We start from the raw sequence: 15964 nt of genomic DNA on the forward strand, positions 1-15964 counted from the left end.
GCCCGCGCAGGCGGAGTGGCCCCCGACCGGCGGTCGAGGGCCACAGCGTTCGCAGCGCGGTCACACATCGGCCGGCACGCGCTCGCGCCGAGCCGACCGGAATGTCGCCCAGGCGAGCGCCGCCGCCAGCACCGCGATCCCCGCCGCGGCACCGAATGCGGCCGAGAACCCGTCGGTGAGCGCATCGGCGTCATCGATGCGGTCGGCTCCGGCGGCCGAGGCGATCGCGGTGACCACTGCCAGCCCCAGCGCCGATCCGATCTGATAGCCGGTGTTCACCAGTCCGGACGCCAGGCCGCCCTGCTCCGGCCGCGCCGCGGAGATGGCGGTCTGCAGCGACGGGACGAACGCCAGCGACATGCCCAATGCGGCCAGCAGCGATCCCGGCAGCACGTCGATCCAGAAGGTGCCGTCGGCTCGGATGAAGGTCAGCCAGACCAGCCCGGCCCCCAGGACCAGCAGTCCGGTGACGATCATGGCGCGAGCCCCGAAGCGCGCGAACAACTTCGGTGACACCGCGATCATGCCGACCATGATCAGGGCGGTCATCGGCAGCAGCGCAGCGCCCGACGGGAACGCCGAATAGCCGAGAACCTGCTGCAGATACAGGTTCAGGAAGAACCACATCGGCACCCAGGCCGCACCCAGCAGCACCTGAGCCAGGTTGGCCGCACCGAGATTCGGCGCACGGAAGATCGACAGCGGCATCAGCGGTTCGCTGCGACGGGCCTGCAGGCCCAGGAACGCCGCCAACAGGGCGACCGCGAGCGCAAGGACGGCCCAGGTCGATCCGGACCCCCACCCGACCTCGGGAGCGCGGACGACCGCGAAGACGGCCGCACCCAAGCCCAGCGTCGCGGTCAGGGCGCCGAGCACGTCGACCGAACCGCCGGCCGCGGCTGCCCCGCCGGGGACCAGCACCGCGGCCGCGACGACGGCCAGCGCGGCGATCGGAATGTTGATGTAGAAGACCCACGGCCACGAGGCGTACTCGGTGATGAGGCCGCCGAGGAATACGCCGGCGGTACCGCCCGCCGGGGCGGCGGCGCCGTAGAACGCGAATGCGGTGGTCAGCTCCTTGGGATTCGACCCGAACACCATCATCAGCAGCGTCAGCGCCGAGGGGGCGATCAGTGCCGCGCCGGCTCCCTGGACACCCCGGCCGATCAGCTCGAGCGCGGGCGAGCCGGCGAGCCCGGCGACCAGCGAGCCGGCGCCGAGCACCACCCAGCCGGCCTGGAAGATGCGGCGGGCGCCCCAGATATCGGACAGCCGCCCGCCGAGCAGTAGCAATCCGCCGAACACGATGACGTAGGCGTTGAAGACCCAGGACAGGCCCTCCTGCGAAAAGCCCAGAGACTCCTGCATTTTCGGCAGGGCCACCCCGATGATCGAGGTGTCCATGATGACCATGAACTGAGCCAGCGCGATCAGAGCCAATGCGAACCAGCGCCGCGACGGCGGCGCGGATACCCGAGTGGACATAGAAATCCTCACTCCTCGGTTGCGGGCACATCCGCTGCGCCCGTTGAATTTCCGACCCGCTCTGTATACCCCCATGGGGTATAAGTCCGATACGGAACGCCCGTGTGATTCAGGTCATACCCCCAAGGGGTATATTGAAGCGGAAGGTCCGCGGCCACGAAAAGGAAGGGCCCGCCGGTCTTTCGACCGGCGGGCCCTGCACGATCCACGACGGATCAGTCGCGCAACTCCGGCGGCAATCCGAACAGCGGGAACAACCGGTCGGTGTCGAGGAAGAAGTTCAGTCCGCTGATCGCGGAACCGTCGAATTCCAGCACCGTGATCGACCAGGGCGAGAAGACCCCGGGTTCCTCGGTCGGTTTGTACTGACCGAAGGCCGGAAGTCCGTTGGCGCCCTCGAGGGGAACGAGCCGCGAACCCCGGCAGGCCGAGGGTCCCGGCGAGAGCATGAACCGAGCGACGTTCTCCGGACCCGAGACCCACAGCTCGATGGGCGGCATCGACAGCGCCACATCCTCTTTCAGCAGCGAGGTGAGCGCGTCCATGTCGTAGGCCTCGAAGGCGCGCACGAAGCCGTCGACGAGTTTGCGCTGACTGTCGTCGGATTCGTCGTAGCCTCCCGACTCCGAGGGCTGCACCTTCGACATCGTCGCGCGGGCCCGCTGCAGTGCGCTGTTCACCGAGGCCGGCGACATCATCAACATCTCGGCCGTCTCGTTGGCCGAGAACCGCAGCACCTCACGCATGATGAGGATCGCTCGCTGGGTGGCCGGCAGATGCTGACAGGCTGCCACGAACGCCAGCCGCAGCGAATCCTTGGTGCTGGCATGCTCGGCCGGGTCGGCGCCGAAGGCCAGTGCGTTCGGAATCGGCTCGACCCAGACGTAATCGGGCTGCGGCGGCGGCAGCGGACTGTCCGGGCTCGACGGTCCGGACAGGTCCATCGGGCGGGCCCGGCGCTGGGGGCCGTCGAGCATGTCCAGGCAGATGTTCGTGGTGATCTTGTACAGCCACGACCGAAGGCTGGACCGCCCCTCGAACGAGTCGTAGGCCTTCCAGGCCCGAGTGAAAGTCTCCTGAACCGCGTCCTCTGCCTCGAACGAGGAACCCAACATCCGATAGGCGTAAGCACACAGCTCCCGCCGGTAACTCTCGAATTGCTGCAGCACGTCGTCGACCGTGCCGGCGGAAGCTTGTTCGCTCATGCGGATCACTGTGGCACAGGCCACCGACAGAAAACACCCCGGAAGTAGGGGCATCGACACGAACGCCGTGCTCAGCAGGCCGCGGCCATGCAATGGCACTCGACGGACCGGCGGTGCACAGAACTCACCGCGTTTCGGCGACACGAAATCGCCGCGCCCGGCGGTGCGATGCCGGGCGCGGCGATATCGATTGCCAGTTATTTACTTCGGCGAGCTATCTATCTCGACGTGGCTTTCGCGGCGTGGCTATTTCGACGCGGCCTGGGATTCCTCGTCGGCCGGACGCGACCGGGCGTGTTCGTTGGCCCAGCGGTAGTCGGGCTTACCGGCCGGCGAACGCTTGATCTCGTCCACGAACCACAGGCTGCGCGGCAGCTTGTAGGAGGAGATCTCCTTGGTCAGCACCGGACGCAATTCCTCGAGCGTCGGACGGTCGGCGCCGCGACACTGCACGACCGCGGCCACCCGCTGCCCCCAGCGCTCGTCCGGCACACCGATCACCAGCGCGTCGAAGATCTCCGGATGGCACTTGAGCGCGCCCTCGACCTCCTCCGGGTAGATCTTCTCGCCGCCGCTGTTGATGCTGACCGAACCGCGGCCCAGCATCGTGACGGTGCCGTCCTCCTCGACCCGGGCGAAGTCGCCGGGGATCGAGTAGCGAACGCCGTTGAACTCCTTGAACGTCGCGGCGGTCTTCACCGGGTCGTTGTAGTAGCCCAGCGGGATGTTGCCGGTCCGAGCCAGCACGCCCACCTGACCGGAGCCGGGCGCGACGGGGTTGCCCTCCTCGTCGATGACCGCGGTGGAGGCGTCGATCTTGACCCGGGGACCACCGGTATGGGTGGCACCCTTGGCCGCCACCGACAGCCCGCCGAAACCGGTCTCCGAGGAGCCGATGGAATCGGTGATGACCGTATTCGGCAGCAGCTCGATGAACTCGTCCTTCAGCGCCGGGGAGAACAGCGCCGCACTGCTGGCCATCGCCCACAGATTCGCATGCTGGTACGGCTCACCGGTTTCCGGATGGCCTTCCTTGAGCGCGTCCAGCATCGGCCGCGCCATGGCGTCACCGGTGATGAAGATGAGGTTCACGCCGTGGCGGTCGATCGCCTGCCACACGGTGTGGGCGCCGAACTCCGGCAGCATGATCGTCTTGCCACCGTCGAACAGGCCGTGGAAGGTCGCCGACTGCGAACCGCCGTGGATCATCGGCGGGATCGGGTAGCGCACCATCTGGCCGCCGGCGGCGCCGGCCTTGGCCTGCTGCCACTCGTCCTCGATCGCTTCGCCGGTGATGAAGTTGATGCCACCGCCGAGCACCCGCCACCAGTCCTCGTGGCGCCACATGACGCCCTTGGGCATGCCGGTCGTGCCGCCGGTATAGATCATGAAGATGTCGTCGTTGGAGCGGTCACCGAAGTCGCGCTCACCGTGCGAAGCCGCCAGCGCCGCTTCGTATTCCACCGAATCCGCGGGCAGCGACACCTCGGCTTCGGTACCGTCGTTCACGGCGATGACCGTCTTCAACTTCGGCGTGTCCGGTCGCACGGCCGAGACCTTGTCGCTGTAGCGACGTTCGTGAATCAGCGCGACCATATCGGAATTGTCGAAAATGTACTGCAACTCGTTCTCGACGTACCGGAAGTTCACGTTGATCATTACTGCCCGCGCCTTGAAGATCGCGACCATGGCCTCCACGGCCTCGATCGTGTTGCGCGAGTAGATGCCGACCTTGTCACCCGGCTGCACACCCTGTTCTTGCAGGTAGTGCGCCAATCGGTTGGCCCGATCCTCCAGCTCGGCATAGGTCACCGAGCGGACGTCGTCGGCCAGCGCGACACGGTCCGGCACGAGGTCGATGGTGTGTTCGACAAGGTCCGCTATGTTGTAGCTCACAGGACCAAAATAGAACGTGTTCTTACGCCTGACAAGACTTGATTTACACAGTTTACTAATTCGGCCGAATCGGCAGTGGGTTTCGCCGAAACGCGTATTCTGCAACGCCGCCGAGCCCGCCGGTCACAACCGGGCGGGCTCGAGGGCAGTGTCGGCTCCGCCCAACGGGGAGGCCCTGCGTGGTGACGCTTCGCTGCCTCCTACGGGCCTTGACCCCGTTGGGCGCTCGCGACCGAGGACGCCCCACACAGGGCAGGACGGAAAGGGCGTCCGGACTCGATCGGCGAGACTGCGGCTACGCGGGCACGTAACGCTCGCGCAGCTTGCGCTTGTACAACTTGCCGTTCGGATCGCGCGGCAGTTCGGGCAGGTAGTCGATGCTCTTGGGCAGCTTGTACTTCGCCAGGCGAGCCGCGGCGAACTCCATCAGCTCCCGGGTCAGCTCGTCGTCGGCGGCGACTCCTTCCGCCGGCTGCACGACCGCCTTCACCTCCTGACCCCAATCCGGATGCGGGATGCCGAAGACCGCGACATCGGCGACCTTGGGGTGGGTGATCAACTCACCCTCGATCTCGGCCGGATAGATGTTCACACCCCCGGACAGGATCAGGTCCGAACGCCGGTCGTGCAGGAACAGATAGCCGTCGGCATCCATGTGCCCGATGTCGCCGACGGTGAACAGATCGCCCACCCGCGCGTCCTCGGTCTTCGACTTGTCCTTGTGGTACTCGAAGTTGGAGCCGCCCATCTTCATGTACACCTGGCCGACCTCGCCGGGCGCGACCTCGTTGCCCTGCTCGTCGAGCACCTTCACCACCGCGTACGGCCAGGCCTTGCCGACCGAACCCGGCTTGCGCAACCACTCCTCGCCCGAGATCGACGTGCCGCCGCCCTCGGTGGCCGCGTAGTACTCGGTGACGACCGGGCCCCACCACTCCAGCATCCTGCGCTTGGTCTCCTGCGGGCACGGCGCGGCGCCGTGGATCATGCACCGCAGCGAGGAGACGTCGTAGCGCGCCCGCACCTCCTCCGGGAGCGCGAGCAGGCGGTGGAACTGAGTGGGGACCATATGGCTGTGTGTCACCCGATGGGTATCGATCAGCCGCAGCATCTCCTCCGGATCCCACTTGTCCATCAGAACCACCTTGTGCCCCAGCTGGATCGAGATGGAGGCGAAGTTCAGCACGGCGGTGTGATAGAGCGGCGAACCGCAGATGTGCACGTGGTCGTCGAAGGGCTGGATGCCGAAGAGTCCGAAGAAGCCGGTCGCCTGCGGGCCCACCACATCCGGATCGGCGCCGGTCAGCGGGCGGCGAACCCCCTTGGGGCGGCCGGTGGTTCCCGAGGTGTAGAGCATCGGCGCACCGGTGGTCCGGACGTCGGGGCGTCCGGACTCCCCCGCGCCGAGCTCGGCCAGGGGCTGGAAACCGGCGATGTCGCCCACCGAATAGCGCGCGCTCGCAGGCACATTCGCCTCGTCGGCGGCGATCGTCGCGGCTTCGGCGAAACGCTCGTCGGCGATGAACACCTTCGCCTCGCTGTCACCGAGGATGTAGGCGATCTCCGGACCGGTCAGATGCCAGTTCACCGCGACGATGTACAGCCCGGCCTGATAGGCCGCGAAGTACACGCCGAGCGCATCGGTGGTGTTGTGCACCATCGACACCAGCACATCGCCGGGCTGTAACCCCTTGGCCTGCAGGCCTCTTGCGATGCGGTCGGCCTGGTCGGACAACTCCCGGTAGCTGACCTCCCGCCCCGACGGATCGACGACCGCGATCCGATCGGGGTCGGTGGCAGCGATATTCCACAGTCCCAGCTTCTGCGCCGGCTCCATCGAAGTCACTCCTCGAATCTAGAACGTGTTCTACATCTGAACAAGGGGGGCGAGGCGGTCCAGCTGCGCCACGTCCCGAACGGTCACCAGGAGCATTCCGACACCCGCCGCCTCCCAGACCTTCAGCTGGGAGCGCACATGGTCCTCGTCGCCGATGATGGCGGTGTCGAGGATCAGCTGGTCCGGGATCACGGCGGCGGCCTCGCCCTTACGGCCGGAGCGGAACAATCTGGTGATCTCGTCGACCTCGGCGCCGTAACCCATCCGGCGGTAGACCTGGGCGTGGAAGTTCAGCTCCTCGGCGCCCATGCCGCCGATGTAGAGCGCCATCACCGGCTTGATCCGATCGATCTCGGCGCGGGCGTCGTCGGTGATGATCACCTGGCAGCTCGCCGCGATCTCGAAGTCCTCCCGAGAACGCCGGGCACCGGGCCGGGCAAACCCCTCGTCGAGCCATTCGTCGTACATTCCGGCGAGTCGCGGGGTGTAGTAGATCGCCAGCCAGCCGTCGGCGATCTCGGCCGTGAGCGCCACGTTCTTGGGCCCCTCGGCGCCGAGCCAGATCGGCAGATCCGCACGTAGCGGGTGGGTTATCGGCTTGAGCGGTTTACCCAGACCGGTCGAGCCCGGCCCGTCGTAGGGCAACCGGTACTGTGCGCCCTGACTCACCACCGGCGCCTCCCGGGCCAGCACCTGGCGGATGATCCCGACGTACTCGCGGGTGCGCTGCAACGGTTTGGCGAAGGGCTGGCCGTACCAGCCCTCCACCACCTGCGGACCGGAAACACCCAAGCCCAGAATGTGACGGCCCCCGCTGAGATGATCGAGGGTCAGCGCCGCCATCGCGGTCGCGGTGGGCGTGCGGGCGGACAGTTGCACCACCGATGTCCCGAGCCGGACCCGGTGTGTGGACGAGCCCCACCAGGCCAGTGGCGTGAAGGCATCCGAACCCCAGGACTCGGCGGCGAAGACCGCGTCGAAACCGACCTCCTCGGCAGCCACCACCAACTCCCCGGCGTTGGGCGGCGGTCCCGCACCCCAATATCCGAGCTGCAATCCGAAGCGCATCGTCGACTCCTTCCACCGAGCCCGTTGCCGGACACCTTTCCAGGTAGCCCTTGCCACCAGAATAAGAACCTGTTCTACTCGATATCGTGACCAATGGGAACACCATGACCGGCGTAATCGCGAAAGGCAGCGGTCCGGAAGCGGAACCCGCACCCGAGGTACTCAGCGCCGAACTACGGATGAAGTTCGATTACACCCGATCGGTCGGGCCGACCATCGGCCGGTTCCTGACCGGGCTGCGCGAGGGCCGGATCGTCGGCGTCCGCGGCAGCGACGGCCGGGTGATCGTGCCGCCGGCGGAATTCGATCCGGTGACCGCGGAGCGGGTGACCGACTTCGTCGACGTCTCCGATGTCGGCACGGTGCAGAGCTGGAGCTGGGTCGCCGATCCGCTGCCGGGGCAGCCGTTCGACCGCCCCTTCGCCTGGGCACTGGTGAAATTCGACGGCGCCGATACCGCGATGCTGCACGCCCTCGACGTGTCCTCCCCCGAGGAGGTTCGCAGCGGGATGCGCGTGCGGGTGCGCTGGGCCGACGAGCGCAGCGGCAGCATCCACGACATCGCCTGCGTGGAACCGGGCGAGACCTCTTCGGCCCCAGCCACTTCCACCTCGGTGGATACCGATGCGGCCGAGCCGGTCACGGGCATCATCACCCCCATCGACCTGCGCTACAAGCACACCGCCTCGCCCACCGAGACGCGGTATCTGAAGGCGCTGGCCGAGGGTCGCCTGATCGGCGGTCGCGCCGATGCCGAGAGCAAGGTGTACTTCCCGCCCCGCGGCGCCGATCCGATCGACGGCCGCCCGACCGACGAGATGGTCGACCTGCCCGATACCGGCACCATCACCACGTTCTGCATCGTGAACGTGCCGTTCATGGGTCAGAAGATCAAGCCGCCGTACGTCACCGCGTACGTACTGCTCGACGGCGCCGATATTCCGGTGCTGCACCGGGTGCTGGGCTGTGATCCCAGCGAAGTCCGCATGGGTATGCGCGTGAAGGCGGTGTGGAAGCCGCGCGAGGAGTGGGGTTACACGCTGGAGAACGTGGACCACTTCGAGCCCAACGGCGAGCCGGACGCGGACTACGACAGCTACCGGCACCACCTCTAGGAGCGAAACACCTTGAGCGACAACGCAACAGATATCGCGGTGGTGGGCTTCGCCCACGCCCCGCATGTCCGTGAAACCTACGGCACCACCAACGGTGTCGAAATGCTGGTCCCGTGCTTCCGGCAGCTCTACGACAAGCTCGGCATCGGGGTGTCCGATATCGACTTCTGGTGCTCGGGTTCCTCCGATTACCTTGCCGGACGGGCCTTCTCGTTCATCTCCGCGATCGATGCGATCGGCGCCGTGCCGCCGATCAACGAATCGCACGTCGAAATGGACGCCGCCTGGGCGCTGTACGAGGCGTGGGTGAAGCTGCGCTCCGGACAGGCCGAAACCGCCCTGGTCTACGGCTTCGGCAAGCCTTCGGCCGGCACGCTGCGGCAGGTGCTGACGATGCAGATGGATCCGTACCTGGTCGCCCCGCTGTGGCCGGATGCGGTTTCGGTGGCCGGACTGCAGGCCCGGGCCGGACTCGACGCCGGGAACTGGACCGAACGCGATATGGCCGCGGTCTCGGCCGCCGACGACGCCGAGATCGAGAAGCGCCTCGCCGCACCGTATGTCGCGAATCCGCTGCGCGAGCACGACATCGCACCGATCACCGACGGCGCCGCCGCGATCGTGCTGGCCCGCGGCGACAAGGCCCGCGAGCTGTGCGAGCGGCCGGCGTGGCTGACCGGCATGGCGCATCGCATCGACACCCCGATGATCGGCGCCCGCGATCTGACCACCTCCCCCTCCACCGCGGCCGCGGCCAAGGCGGTGCTCGGCGGGGATGCGAGCGGATTCGATGTCGCCGAACTGCATGCGACCTACAGCCACGAACAGCTGATCCTGAAGCAGGCCATCGGGCTGAGCGAGTCCACCCGCATCAACCCCTCGGGTGGTGCGCTGGCGGGCAACCCGATGTTCGCCGCAGGTCTGGAACGAATCGGCTACGCGGCCAACGAAATCATGAACGGCACCGCCGAGCGAGCCCTCGCACACGCCACCAGTGGTCCGGCGTTGCAGCAGAACTTGGTGGCGATCCTGGAGGCAGGACGATGACGCAGCAAGCCGCCGTACTCGGCACGGGACAAACCCATCACGTGACGAAACGGACCGATGTCTCGATGGCCGGTATGTGCCGCGAGGCAATCGATCGCGCACTCGAAGATGCCGATCTGACGATGGCCGATATCGACGCGGTGATCGTCGGTAAGGCGCCGGATCTGTTCGAGGGCTCGATGATGCCCGAGCTGTTCATGGCGGATGCCTTGGGCGCCACCGGAAAACCGCTGCTGCGCGTGCACACGGCGGGTTCGGTCGGCGGTTCGACCGGCGTCGTGGCCGCCAACCACGTGCAGGCCGGTGTGTACCGCCGGGTGCTGGCGATCTGCTGGGAGAAGCAGTCCGAATCCAATGCCATGTGGGCGCTGTCGAATCCGGTGCCGTTCACGATGCCGGTCGGCGCCGGTGCGGGCGGATACTTCGCACCGCACGTGCGCGCGTACATCCGCCGGGCCAACGCTCCCCTGCACATCGGCGCGATGGTCGCGGTGAAGGATCGCCGCAACGGCGCGAAGAATCCGTTCGCACACCTGCGCCAGCCCGATATCACCATGGAATCGGTACTCGCGTCCCAAATGCTTTGGGATCCGGTGCGTTTCGACGAGACGTGCCCGTCCTCCGACGGCGCGTGCGCGATCGTGATCGGCGACGAGGAGTCGGCGAAGGCTGCCGAGGCGTCGGGTAAGAAGGTCGCGTGGGTGCACGGCACGGCCATGCGCACCGAACCGCTGGCCTACTCCGGCCGCGACCAGGTCAATCCGCAGGCCGGACGCGACGCCGCGGCCGCACTGTGGAAGCAGGCCGGGATCACCAATCCGCTCGAGGAGATCGACGCGGCCGAGATCTACGTCCCGTTCTCCTGGTTCGAGCCGATGTGGCTGGAGAACCTGGGCTTCACCCCCGAGGGCGAGGGCTGGAAGCTGGTCGACGCGCGCGAGACCGAGATCGGCGGGAAGCTGCCGGTCAACCCCTCGGGCGGCGTGTTGAGTTCCAATCCGATCGGCGCGTCCGGCATGATCCGCTTCGCCGAGGCGGCCAAGCAGGTAATGGGCCGGGCCGGCGATTACCAAGTCGAGGGTGCTCGAAAAGCCCTCGGCCACGCCTATGGTGGCGGATCACAGTACTTCTCGATGTGGGTAGTGGGCTCGGAACCACGGTGACGCGCAATTCCGCCGGCATTTCCGGGTGACCGGATTGCCGGCGGAAAGCACATTTGCAATTCCATCAGCAAATTCGCCGATACCGCCGAGCCGGGAGTTCGACATGACCGCTACCACCACCACCGAACATCCGGCACGCCTCGCCGGACGGGCCTCACAGGCCGCGGTCCGCGCCCGGGACAAGGACGCGTGGCTGGCACTGTTCGCCACCGACGGCATCGTGGAGGATCCGATCGGCCCCTCGGTCTTCGACCCCGAGGGCGTGGGCCACCGCGGCCACGAGGCCATCGCGGCGTTCTGGGACAAGGCCATCGCCCCCACCGAATCCATCGACTTCCTCTTCGGGGACTCCTTCGCCTGCGGCAGCGAGGTGGCCTTCACCGGGCTGATCCGCACCCAGCTGGGCGGACACGTCATCGACGCCGAGGGCGTCTTCACCTACAAGGTCGACGACGCCGGGAAGATCGTGGCACTGCGTGCGTTCTGGGAAACCGATCGCGCGATGGGGACCATGCGCAAGCAGTGAGGCAGTGCGGCACGAAACGTGGGCCGCACGAACAACAGGGCGGGCACCCATCGGGTGCCCGCCCTGTCCGTGTTTCAGGGTGCGAATCAGGCCTTGGTCTTGTAGTCGACCTGGAATTCCTTGATGCCGTTGAGCCAGCCCGAGGTCAGGCGCTTGGGGTCGCCGAGCTTGGTGATATCGGGCAGATGGTCGGCGATGGCATTGAAGATCAGGTCGATCTCCAGGCGGGCCAGGTTGGCGCCGATGCAGAAGTGAGCGCCGGTACCACCGAAGGACAGGTGCGGATTCGGATCGCGAGTGATGTCGAAGGTGTACGGATTCTCGAACACCTCCTCGTCGAAATTGGCCGAGCGGTACATCAGCAGGACACGCTGGCCCTTCTTGATCTGCACCCCGGACAGTTCGGTGTCGACCAGCGCGGTCCGCTGGAACGAGCTCACCGGCGTGGCCCAGCGGATGATCTCGTCGGCGGCGGTGGCCGGCCGCTCGCGCTTGTAGAGCTCCCACTGCTCCGGGTTCTCCAGGAACGCGATCATGCCGTGGGTGATGGCGTTGCGGGTGGTCTCGTTTCCGGCGACCGCCAGCAGGATGACGAAGAAGCCGAACTCCTCGGAGGTCAGCGCCTCACCGTCGATATCGGCGTTGACCAGAGCGGTGACGATGTCGTTGGCCGGTTCCGCCTTGCGGGCCTCCGCCATCTGCCAGGCGTAGCCGAGGATCTCCATCGACGAGGCGGCCGGGTCGGCATCGGTGTCCGGATCGTCGTAGCCGGTCATCTCGTTGGACCACTGGAAGACCTTCATCCGGTCTTCCTGGGGGACGCCGATCAGTTCGGCGATCGCCTGCAGCGGCAGCTCACAGGCCACCTGGGTGACGAAGTCGCCGGCGCCGCTGGCCGCGGCCGCGTCGACGATCGATTTGGCGCGAGCGGACAGCTCCGCGCGCAGCCCGTTGATCGCGCGCGGGGTGAAGCCCTTGGAAATCAGCTTGCGCAGTTTGGTGTGTTCGGGCGCATCCTTGTTGATCAGGATGTGGCGCTGCAGCTCGATGGCCTCGCGCGGGATGTCGTCGTTGAAGCGGGGAATCGCGGTGTTCTCGTAGGTGGAGAAATCGTCGCGCCGCGAGACCTCCTTGACATCGGCGTGCTTGGACACGACCCAGAAGCCGTCGTCGTGGAACCCTCCGACCTCCGGAGACTGCGGGTTCCACCAGATCGGCGCGGCCCGGCGCAGCTCCGCGAACTCTTCGACGGGAATGCCGCGGGCCCACATATCGGGATCTGTGGCGTCGAACCCCTCGGGGAGGTTCGGAGCTACATGGGTGTCAACCACCAGTTGTCTCCTTCGACTAACTGAAACACGTTCTACCTTCATTGCAGCATAGGTGGTATCAGTAGTAAAGAAGCCATAGTCCGCCCTCAGTACATCCACAGAACTTGTTCCAGTTTCTGTGCTGATACGGATCCTGTTCGAAAGGTTGAAGTTATGGGCACCCCCGTCATCGTCGAGGCCGCGCGCACCCCGATCGGCAAACGCAACGGCTGGCTGGCCGGCCTGCACGCCGCCGAGCTGCTCGGCGCCGCGCAGCGCGGCGTCCTCGAGCGCGCACAGCTCGATCCGGCATTGGTCGAACAGGTCATCGGCGGCTGCGTCATGCAGGTCGGCGAGCAGGGCAATAACGTCACCCGCACCGCATGGCTGCACGCCGGACTCCCCTGGCAGGTGGGCGCGACCACTGTCGACTGCCAGTGCGGGTCCGCCCAGCAGGCCAACCACCTGATCGCCGGGCAGATCGCCCAGGGCGCGATCGACATCGGCGTCGCCTGTGGCGTCGAATCCATGAGCCACGTCCCGCTGGGCGCGAACGTGGGCGAGAACGCCGGGCCCCGCCGCCCGGCGAGCTGGGACATCGATATGCCCAACCAATTCGAGGCGGCCGAGCGAATCGCCAAGCGGCGCGGCATCACCCGCGACGATATCGACGAATTCGGCGTGCGCTCACAGCGTTTGGCCGCGCAGGCCTGGGCGGAGGGGCGCTTCGATCGCGAGGTGCTGACCATCGCCGGCGCGCCGCAGGTCGACAAGGAGGGCACCCTCACCGGCGAGACGCTCGACGTCAACCGCGACCAGGGACTGCGCGAGACCACCCGGGAGAGCCTGGCGAAGCTGAAGCCGGTGCTGGAGGGCGGAATTCACACCGCCGGTACCTCGTCGCAGATCTCCGACGGTGCCGCCGCGGTGCTGCTCATGGACGAACAGGCCGCCGCGCGTGCGGGACTGAAGCCGCGGGCGCGCATCGTCACCCAGTGCCTCGTCGGCGCCGAGCCGGAGTTCCACCTGGACGGCCCGGTACAGGCGACGACGCGGCTGCTGGAGAAGTCGGGCATGAGCATCGCCGATATCGACCTCTTCGAAATCAACGAGGCCTTCGCCGCGGTCCCGCTGTCGTGGGCGTCGGTGCACAAGCCGGATATGGACCGGGTCAACGTCAACGGCGGCGCGATCGCGATCGGACATCCGGTCGGCAGCACCGGCTCGCGGTTGATCACCACCGCCCTGCACGAGCTGGAACGCTCCGACAAGTCGATCGCAATGGTCCTCATGTGCGCCGGTGGCGCACTTGCGACCGGAACAATCATCGAGCGGTTGTAATACCGAACAGATTTCATCCGTAGTTGAACGTTCATCCTCACAGGTCCGAGACGTGTCGTACGCCACACAAACTGCGATACAGACAAAAGGATGAGATGTCAGCTATCTTCCGGTTATCAATGGCCCGTTGAACGAGACTCGTTCGACGGGCCAGAACCGGAGCGTACTGCCCCTCGACCAGTGAGGGTGCGGTGCCCCGCAAACGCGCCGACGCTGAACAGTTCCCGGACGGCCGACCTGGAAGCTTCAAGGAAATCCTGAATCAGGCGTAGGTTTTCAGTTACTCAGCCGCTAATATCAATGATACGTATCCGAGATAACGACTGTTAGTACAGCGAAGGGAATTGGGCGGCTCACAATGGCTGATTTCGCGGCGCGGCTGAACAAGCTGTTCGAAACCGTGCATCCCCCGGGGCGTAAGCCGCACACCAATGCCGAGGTGGCGGCAGCGCTCACCGCCTCCGGGCATCCGATCTCGAAACCGTATCTCTCGCAGTTGCGGTCGGGTCAGCGGACGAACCCCTCAGATGAGACGGTTGCCGCACTGGCAAAGTTCTTCAAGGTCAAACCGGACTACTTCTTCAACGACATCTACGCCGCCAAGATCGACCATGATCTGGAGTTGCTGTCCCAGCTGCAGGGCTATGGACTGCGTCGGCTGTCGAGCAGGGCGTTCGATCTCTCCGAAGAGTCGCAGAACCTCCTGACCTCGATGGCCGAAAAGCTTCGGGCGAGTGAAGGTCTGCCCGAGGTTCCACCGGACGGCACGGAATAGCAAGTCGGACAAGGCAACACAGTGCGGCACTCGGAACCGCACTGTGTTGTCTTGTGACCTGAGACCGAAGCGGTGACGCTTCGGTCTGCGCTGTGCGATTCACGCTGCGCTGCGCAATACGGCCCTGCGCTGTGCGATCGGACCGCCCGCCCAATCGGTCGCCGCGCCGACAGCACCGTACGCGCCCGGTATCGGCGCCGGCATTACCCCTTCGCGCCGGATAAGACTCAATCTGCCTGCGCGACCGCAGATTTCCGTTCTGTTGCGGCGTGCTCGAAGGCGCGGGCGATCGCCTGCACCCAGCCGCGCGGGCTCAATCCCTCCGGCGGTGCGATCCAGCGGGCGTCGACGATCTCGTCACCGAGCGGATACCGTCTGCTCGTGCGCAACCACCTCGGGAAAACGTTTGATCATGGTCCGGTGCAGGGCTCGTATCTGTCGCAGCAGCAGCCGCGCCCGCATCCACCGCTCGATCACGATCCATACCGCGCCGCCCGCGATCAGCAGACTCGCGAGCTGCCAGCCCGGCCAGAACCACCCCGGCTCGCCGGGAGGTACCGGTTGTGCACCGACCGTCAGCCGCCGGATCGACAGTGCGGCAAGCACTCCCGTGGTCATGGCGCCCGCGGTGTAGAGCGCGATACCACGCCCCAACGCCGTCCAGTCCAGATTGCGCAGACCCGTCACCGCGATGAAGACACATCCGAGCAGCGTCATGGCCCAGCCGAACAGGATCGACCAACCGATGGTGGCGGCGATGAGGAGCGCGCCGAAACCGTATACCGCCCAAGCGATTTGACGCAGATTTCGACGCGAGACCACCGGCCAGGCGGCAGCCGCCACCACCGAGGTGGCCACCGCGAACAACAACCAGGTCGCCACCACCAGCCGGTCGGCCAGAGCCTGACCGTTGATTCCTTGCGGCCGTGAGTGGTCCACCGCGACCGCGGTTTCCGGAACGCCGAGTGTGGCCGCGGCGCCCACCGCCGCGACCGCGATCACGATCGCCATCCGGGCCGTGGTCGGGGGCTTCACCAGGACGCGGCCGATACGGGCACTGGCCGCCATCCACACCAACAGGGCCGTCAACGAGAACATCATTACCAACCCTTCCCTTTCGTCGGATGACCGGCATGCACCGTCATCCGAGCCTTCTGCGGATGACCGAGCAGTCCTACATGTTTACGCAAGCTGCC

Annotated in this window: 13 protein-coding genes; 6 read left to right on the plus strand and 7 right to left on the minus strand. The window is 66.3% G+C overall.

The window, feature by feature from the left end:
* Positions 1-60 precede the first annotated feature (60 nt).
* The 5 genes from IG65_RS0131800 to IG65_RS0131820 form a co-directional block, all read right to left on the minus strand.
* Positions 61-1485 (minus strand): MFS transporter, encoded by a 1425-nt coding sequence (locus tag IG65_RS0131800; RefSeq protein WP_030518650.1) that lies wholly within the window; start codon positions 1483-1485, stop codon positions 61-63.
* A 215-nt stretch (positions 1486-1700) separates the two neighbouring features.
* On the minus strand, positions 1701-2690 hold the full coding sequence (locus IG65_RS0131805) for a sigma-70 family RNA polymerase sigma factor (protein WP_030518651.1): 990 nt from the start codon (positions 2688-2690) through the stop codon (positions 1701-1703).
* A 246-nt stretch (positions 2691-2936) separates the two neighbouring features.
* Positions 2937-4586 carry an acyl-CoA synthetase gene (locus IG65_RS0131810; RefSeq protein ID WP_030518652.1) on the minus strand — a complete coding sequence of 550 codons (1650 nt, stop codon included), beginning with the start codon at positions 4584-4586 and terminating at the stop codon, positions 2937-2939.
* 295 nt (positions 4587-4881) lie between these two features.
* Entirely contained in the window at positions 4882-6423 is a 1542-nt protein-coding gene (locus tag IG65_RS0131815; RefSeq protein WP_030518653.1) for an acyl-CoA synthetase, read from the minus strand.
* A gap of 30 nt (positions 6424-6453) precedes the next feature.
* Positions 6454-7491 carry an LLM class F420-dependent oxidoreductase gene (locus IG65_RS0131820; protein ID WP_030518654.1) on the minus strand — a complete coding sequence of 346 codons (1038 nt, stop codon included), beginning with the start codon at positions 7489-7491 and terminating at the stop codon, positions 6454-6456.
* A gap of 104 nt (positions 7492-7595) precedes the next feature.
* Here IG65_RS0131820 and IG65_RS0131825 point away from each other — a divergent pair, with 104 nt between their 5' ends.
* From IG65_RS0131825 to IG65_RS0131840, 4 genes are all read left to right on the plus strand, one after another.
* Entirely contained in the window at positions 7596-8606 is a 1011-nt protein-coding gene (locus IG65_RS0131825; protein ID WP_051757274.1) for a Zn-ribbon domain-containing OB-fold protein, read from the plus strand.
* 12 nt (positions 8607-8618) lie between these two features.
* A complete protein-coding gene (locus IG65_RS0131830; RefSeq protein ID WP_030518656.1) occupies positions 8619-9653 on the plus strand; it encodes a thiolase domain-containing protein in 1035 nt (344 codons plus the stop codon).
* Positions 9650-10816, plus strand: coding sequence for a thiolase domain-containing protein (locus IG65_RS0131835; protein ID WP_030518657.1), 1167 nt, complete (start codon positions 9650-9652; stop codon positions 10814-10816). The genes IG65_RS0131830 and IG65_RS0131835 overlap by 4 nt, the downstream gene beginning before the upstream one ends.
* Positions 10817-10919: 103 nt before the next feature.
* Positions 10920-11342 carry a nuclear transport factor 2 family protein gene (locus tag IG65_RS0131840; protein ID WP_030518658.1) on the plus strand — a complete coding sequence of 141 codons (423 nt, stop codon included), beginning with the start codon at positions 10920-10922 and terminating at the stop codon, positions 11340-11342.
* An 86-nt stretch (positions 11343-11428) separates the two neighbouring features.
* Here the strand turns inward: IG65_RS0131840 and IG65_RS0131845 are convergent, their stop codons facing one another.
* Positions 11429-12613: a cytochrome P450 gene (locus tag IG65_RS0131845; RefSeq protein WP_051757275.1), complete on the minus strand. Its 1185-nt coding sequence runs from the start codon at positions 12611-12613 to the stop codon at positions 11429-11431.
* Positions 12614-12826: 213 nt separating this feature from the next.
* On the opposite strand from IG65_RS0131845, the gene IG65_RS0131850 reads away from it, so the two are divergent.
* Together IG65_RS0131850 and IG65_RS0131855 are read left to right on the plus strand one after the other, a co-directional pair.
* Positions 12827-13993 carry a steroid 3-ketoacyl-CoA thiolase gene (locus IG65_RS0131850; RefSeq protein WP_030518660.1) on the plus strand — a complete coding sequence of 389 codons (1167 nt, stop codon included), beginning with the start codon at positions 12827-12829 and terminating at the stop codon, positions 13991-13993.
* A 358-nt stretch (positions 13994-14351) separates the two neighbouring features.
* Positions 14352-14768, plus strand: coding sequence for a helix-turn-helix domain-containing protein (locus tag IG65_RS0131855; protein WP_014348820.1), 417 nt, complete (start codon positions 14352-14354; stop codon positions 14766-14768).
* Between the two features lie 357 nt (positions 14769-15125).
* Here IG65_RS0131855 and IG65_RS35360 read toward each other — a convergent pair whose 3' ends face one another.
* The gene (locus IG65_RS35360; protein ID WP_231509564.1) at positions 15126-15869 is read right to left on the minus strand and encodes a hypothetical protein; all 744 of its coding nucleotides are present in this window, start codon (positions 15867-15869) and stop codon (positions 15126-15128) included.
* Between the last annotated feature and the right edge of the window lie 95 nt (positions 15870-15964).

Source organism: Nocardia sp. NRRL WC-3656 (assembly GCF_000720265.1).
Lineage (GTDB): Bacteria > Actinomycetota > Actinomycetes > Mycobacteriales > Mycobacteriaceae > Nocardia > Nocardia nova.

Coding starts and splice junctions, on each gene's coding strand:
- IG65_RS0131800 (WP_030518650.1), bottom strand. CDS start 1,485: ATGTCCACTCGGGTATCCGCGCCGCCGTCGCGGCGCTGGTTCGCATTG.
- IG65_RS0131805 (WP_030518651.1), bottom strand. CDS start 2,690: ATGAGCGAACAAGCTTCCGCCGGCACGGTCGACGACGTGCTGCAGCAA.
- IG65_RS0131815 (WP_030518653.1), bottom strand. CDS start 6,423: ATGGAGCCGGCGCAGAAGCTGGGACTGTGGAATATCGCTGCCACCGAC.
- IG65_RS0131820 (WP_030518654.1), bottom strand. CDS start 7,491: ATGCGCTTCGGATTGCAGCTCGGATATTGGGGTGCGGGACCGCCGCCC.
- IG65_RS0131825 (WP_051757274.1), top strand. CDS start 7,596: ATGACCGGCGTAATCGCGAAAGGCAGCGGTCCGGAAGCGGAACCCGCA.
- IG65_RS0131835 (WP_030518657.1), top strand. CDS start 9,650: ATGACGCAGCAAGCCGCCGTACTCGGCACGGGACAAACCCATCACGTG.
- IG65_RS0131840 (WP_030518658.1), top strand. CDS start 10,920: ATGACCGCTACCACCACCACCGAACATCCGGCACGCCTCGCCGGACGG.
- IG65_RS0131845 (WP_051757275.1), bottom strand. CDS start 12,613: ATGTGGGCCCGCGGCATTCCCGTCGAAGAGTTCGCGGAGCTGCGCCGG.
- IG65_RS0131850 (WP_030518660.1), top strand. CDS start 12,827: ATGGGCACCCCCGTCATCGTCGAGGCCGCGCGCACCCCGATCGGCAAA.
- IG65_RS0131855 (WP_014348820.1), top strand. CDS start 14,352: ATGGCTGATTTCGCGGCGCGGCTGAACAAGCTGTTCGAAACCGTGCAT.
- IG65_RS35360 (WP_231509564.1), bottom strand. CDS start 15,869: ATGATGTTCTCGTTGACGGCCCTGTTGGTGTGGATGGCGGCCAGTGCC.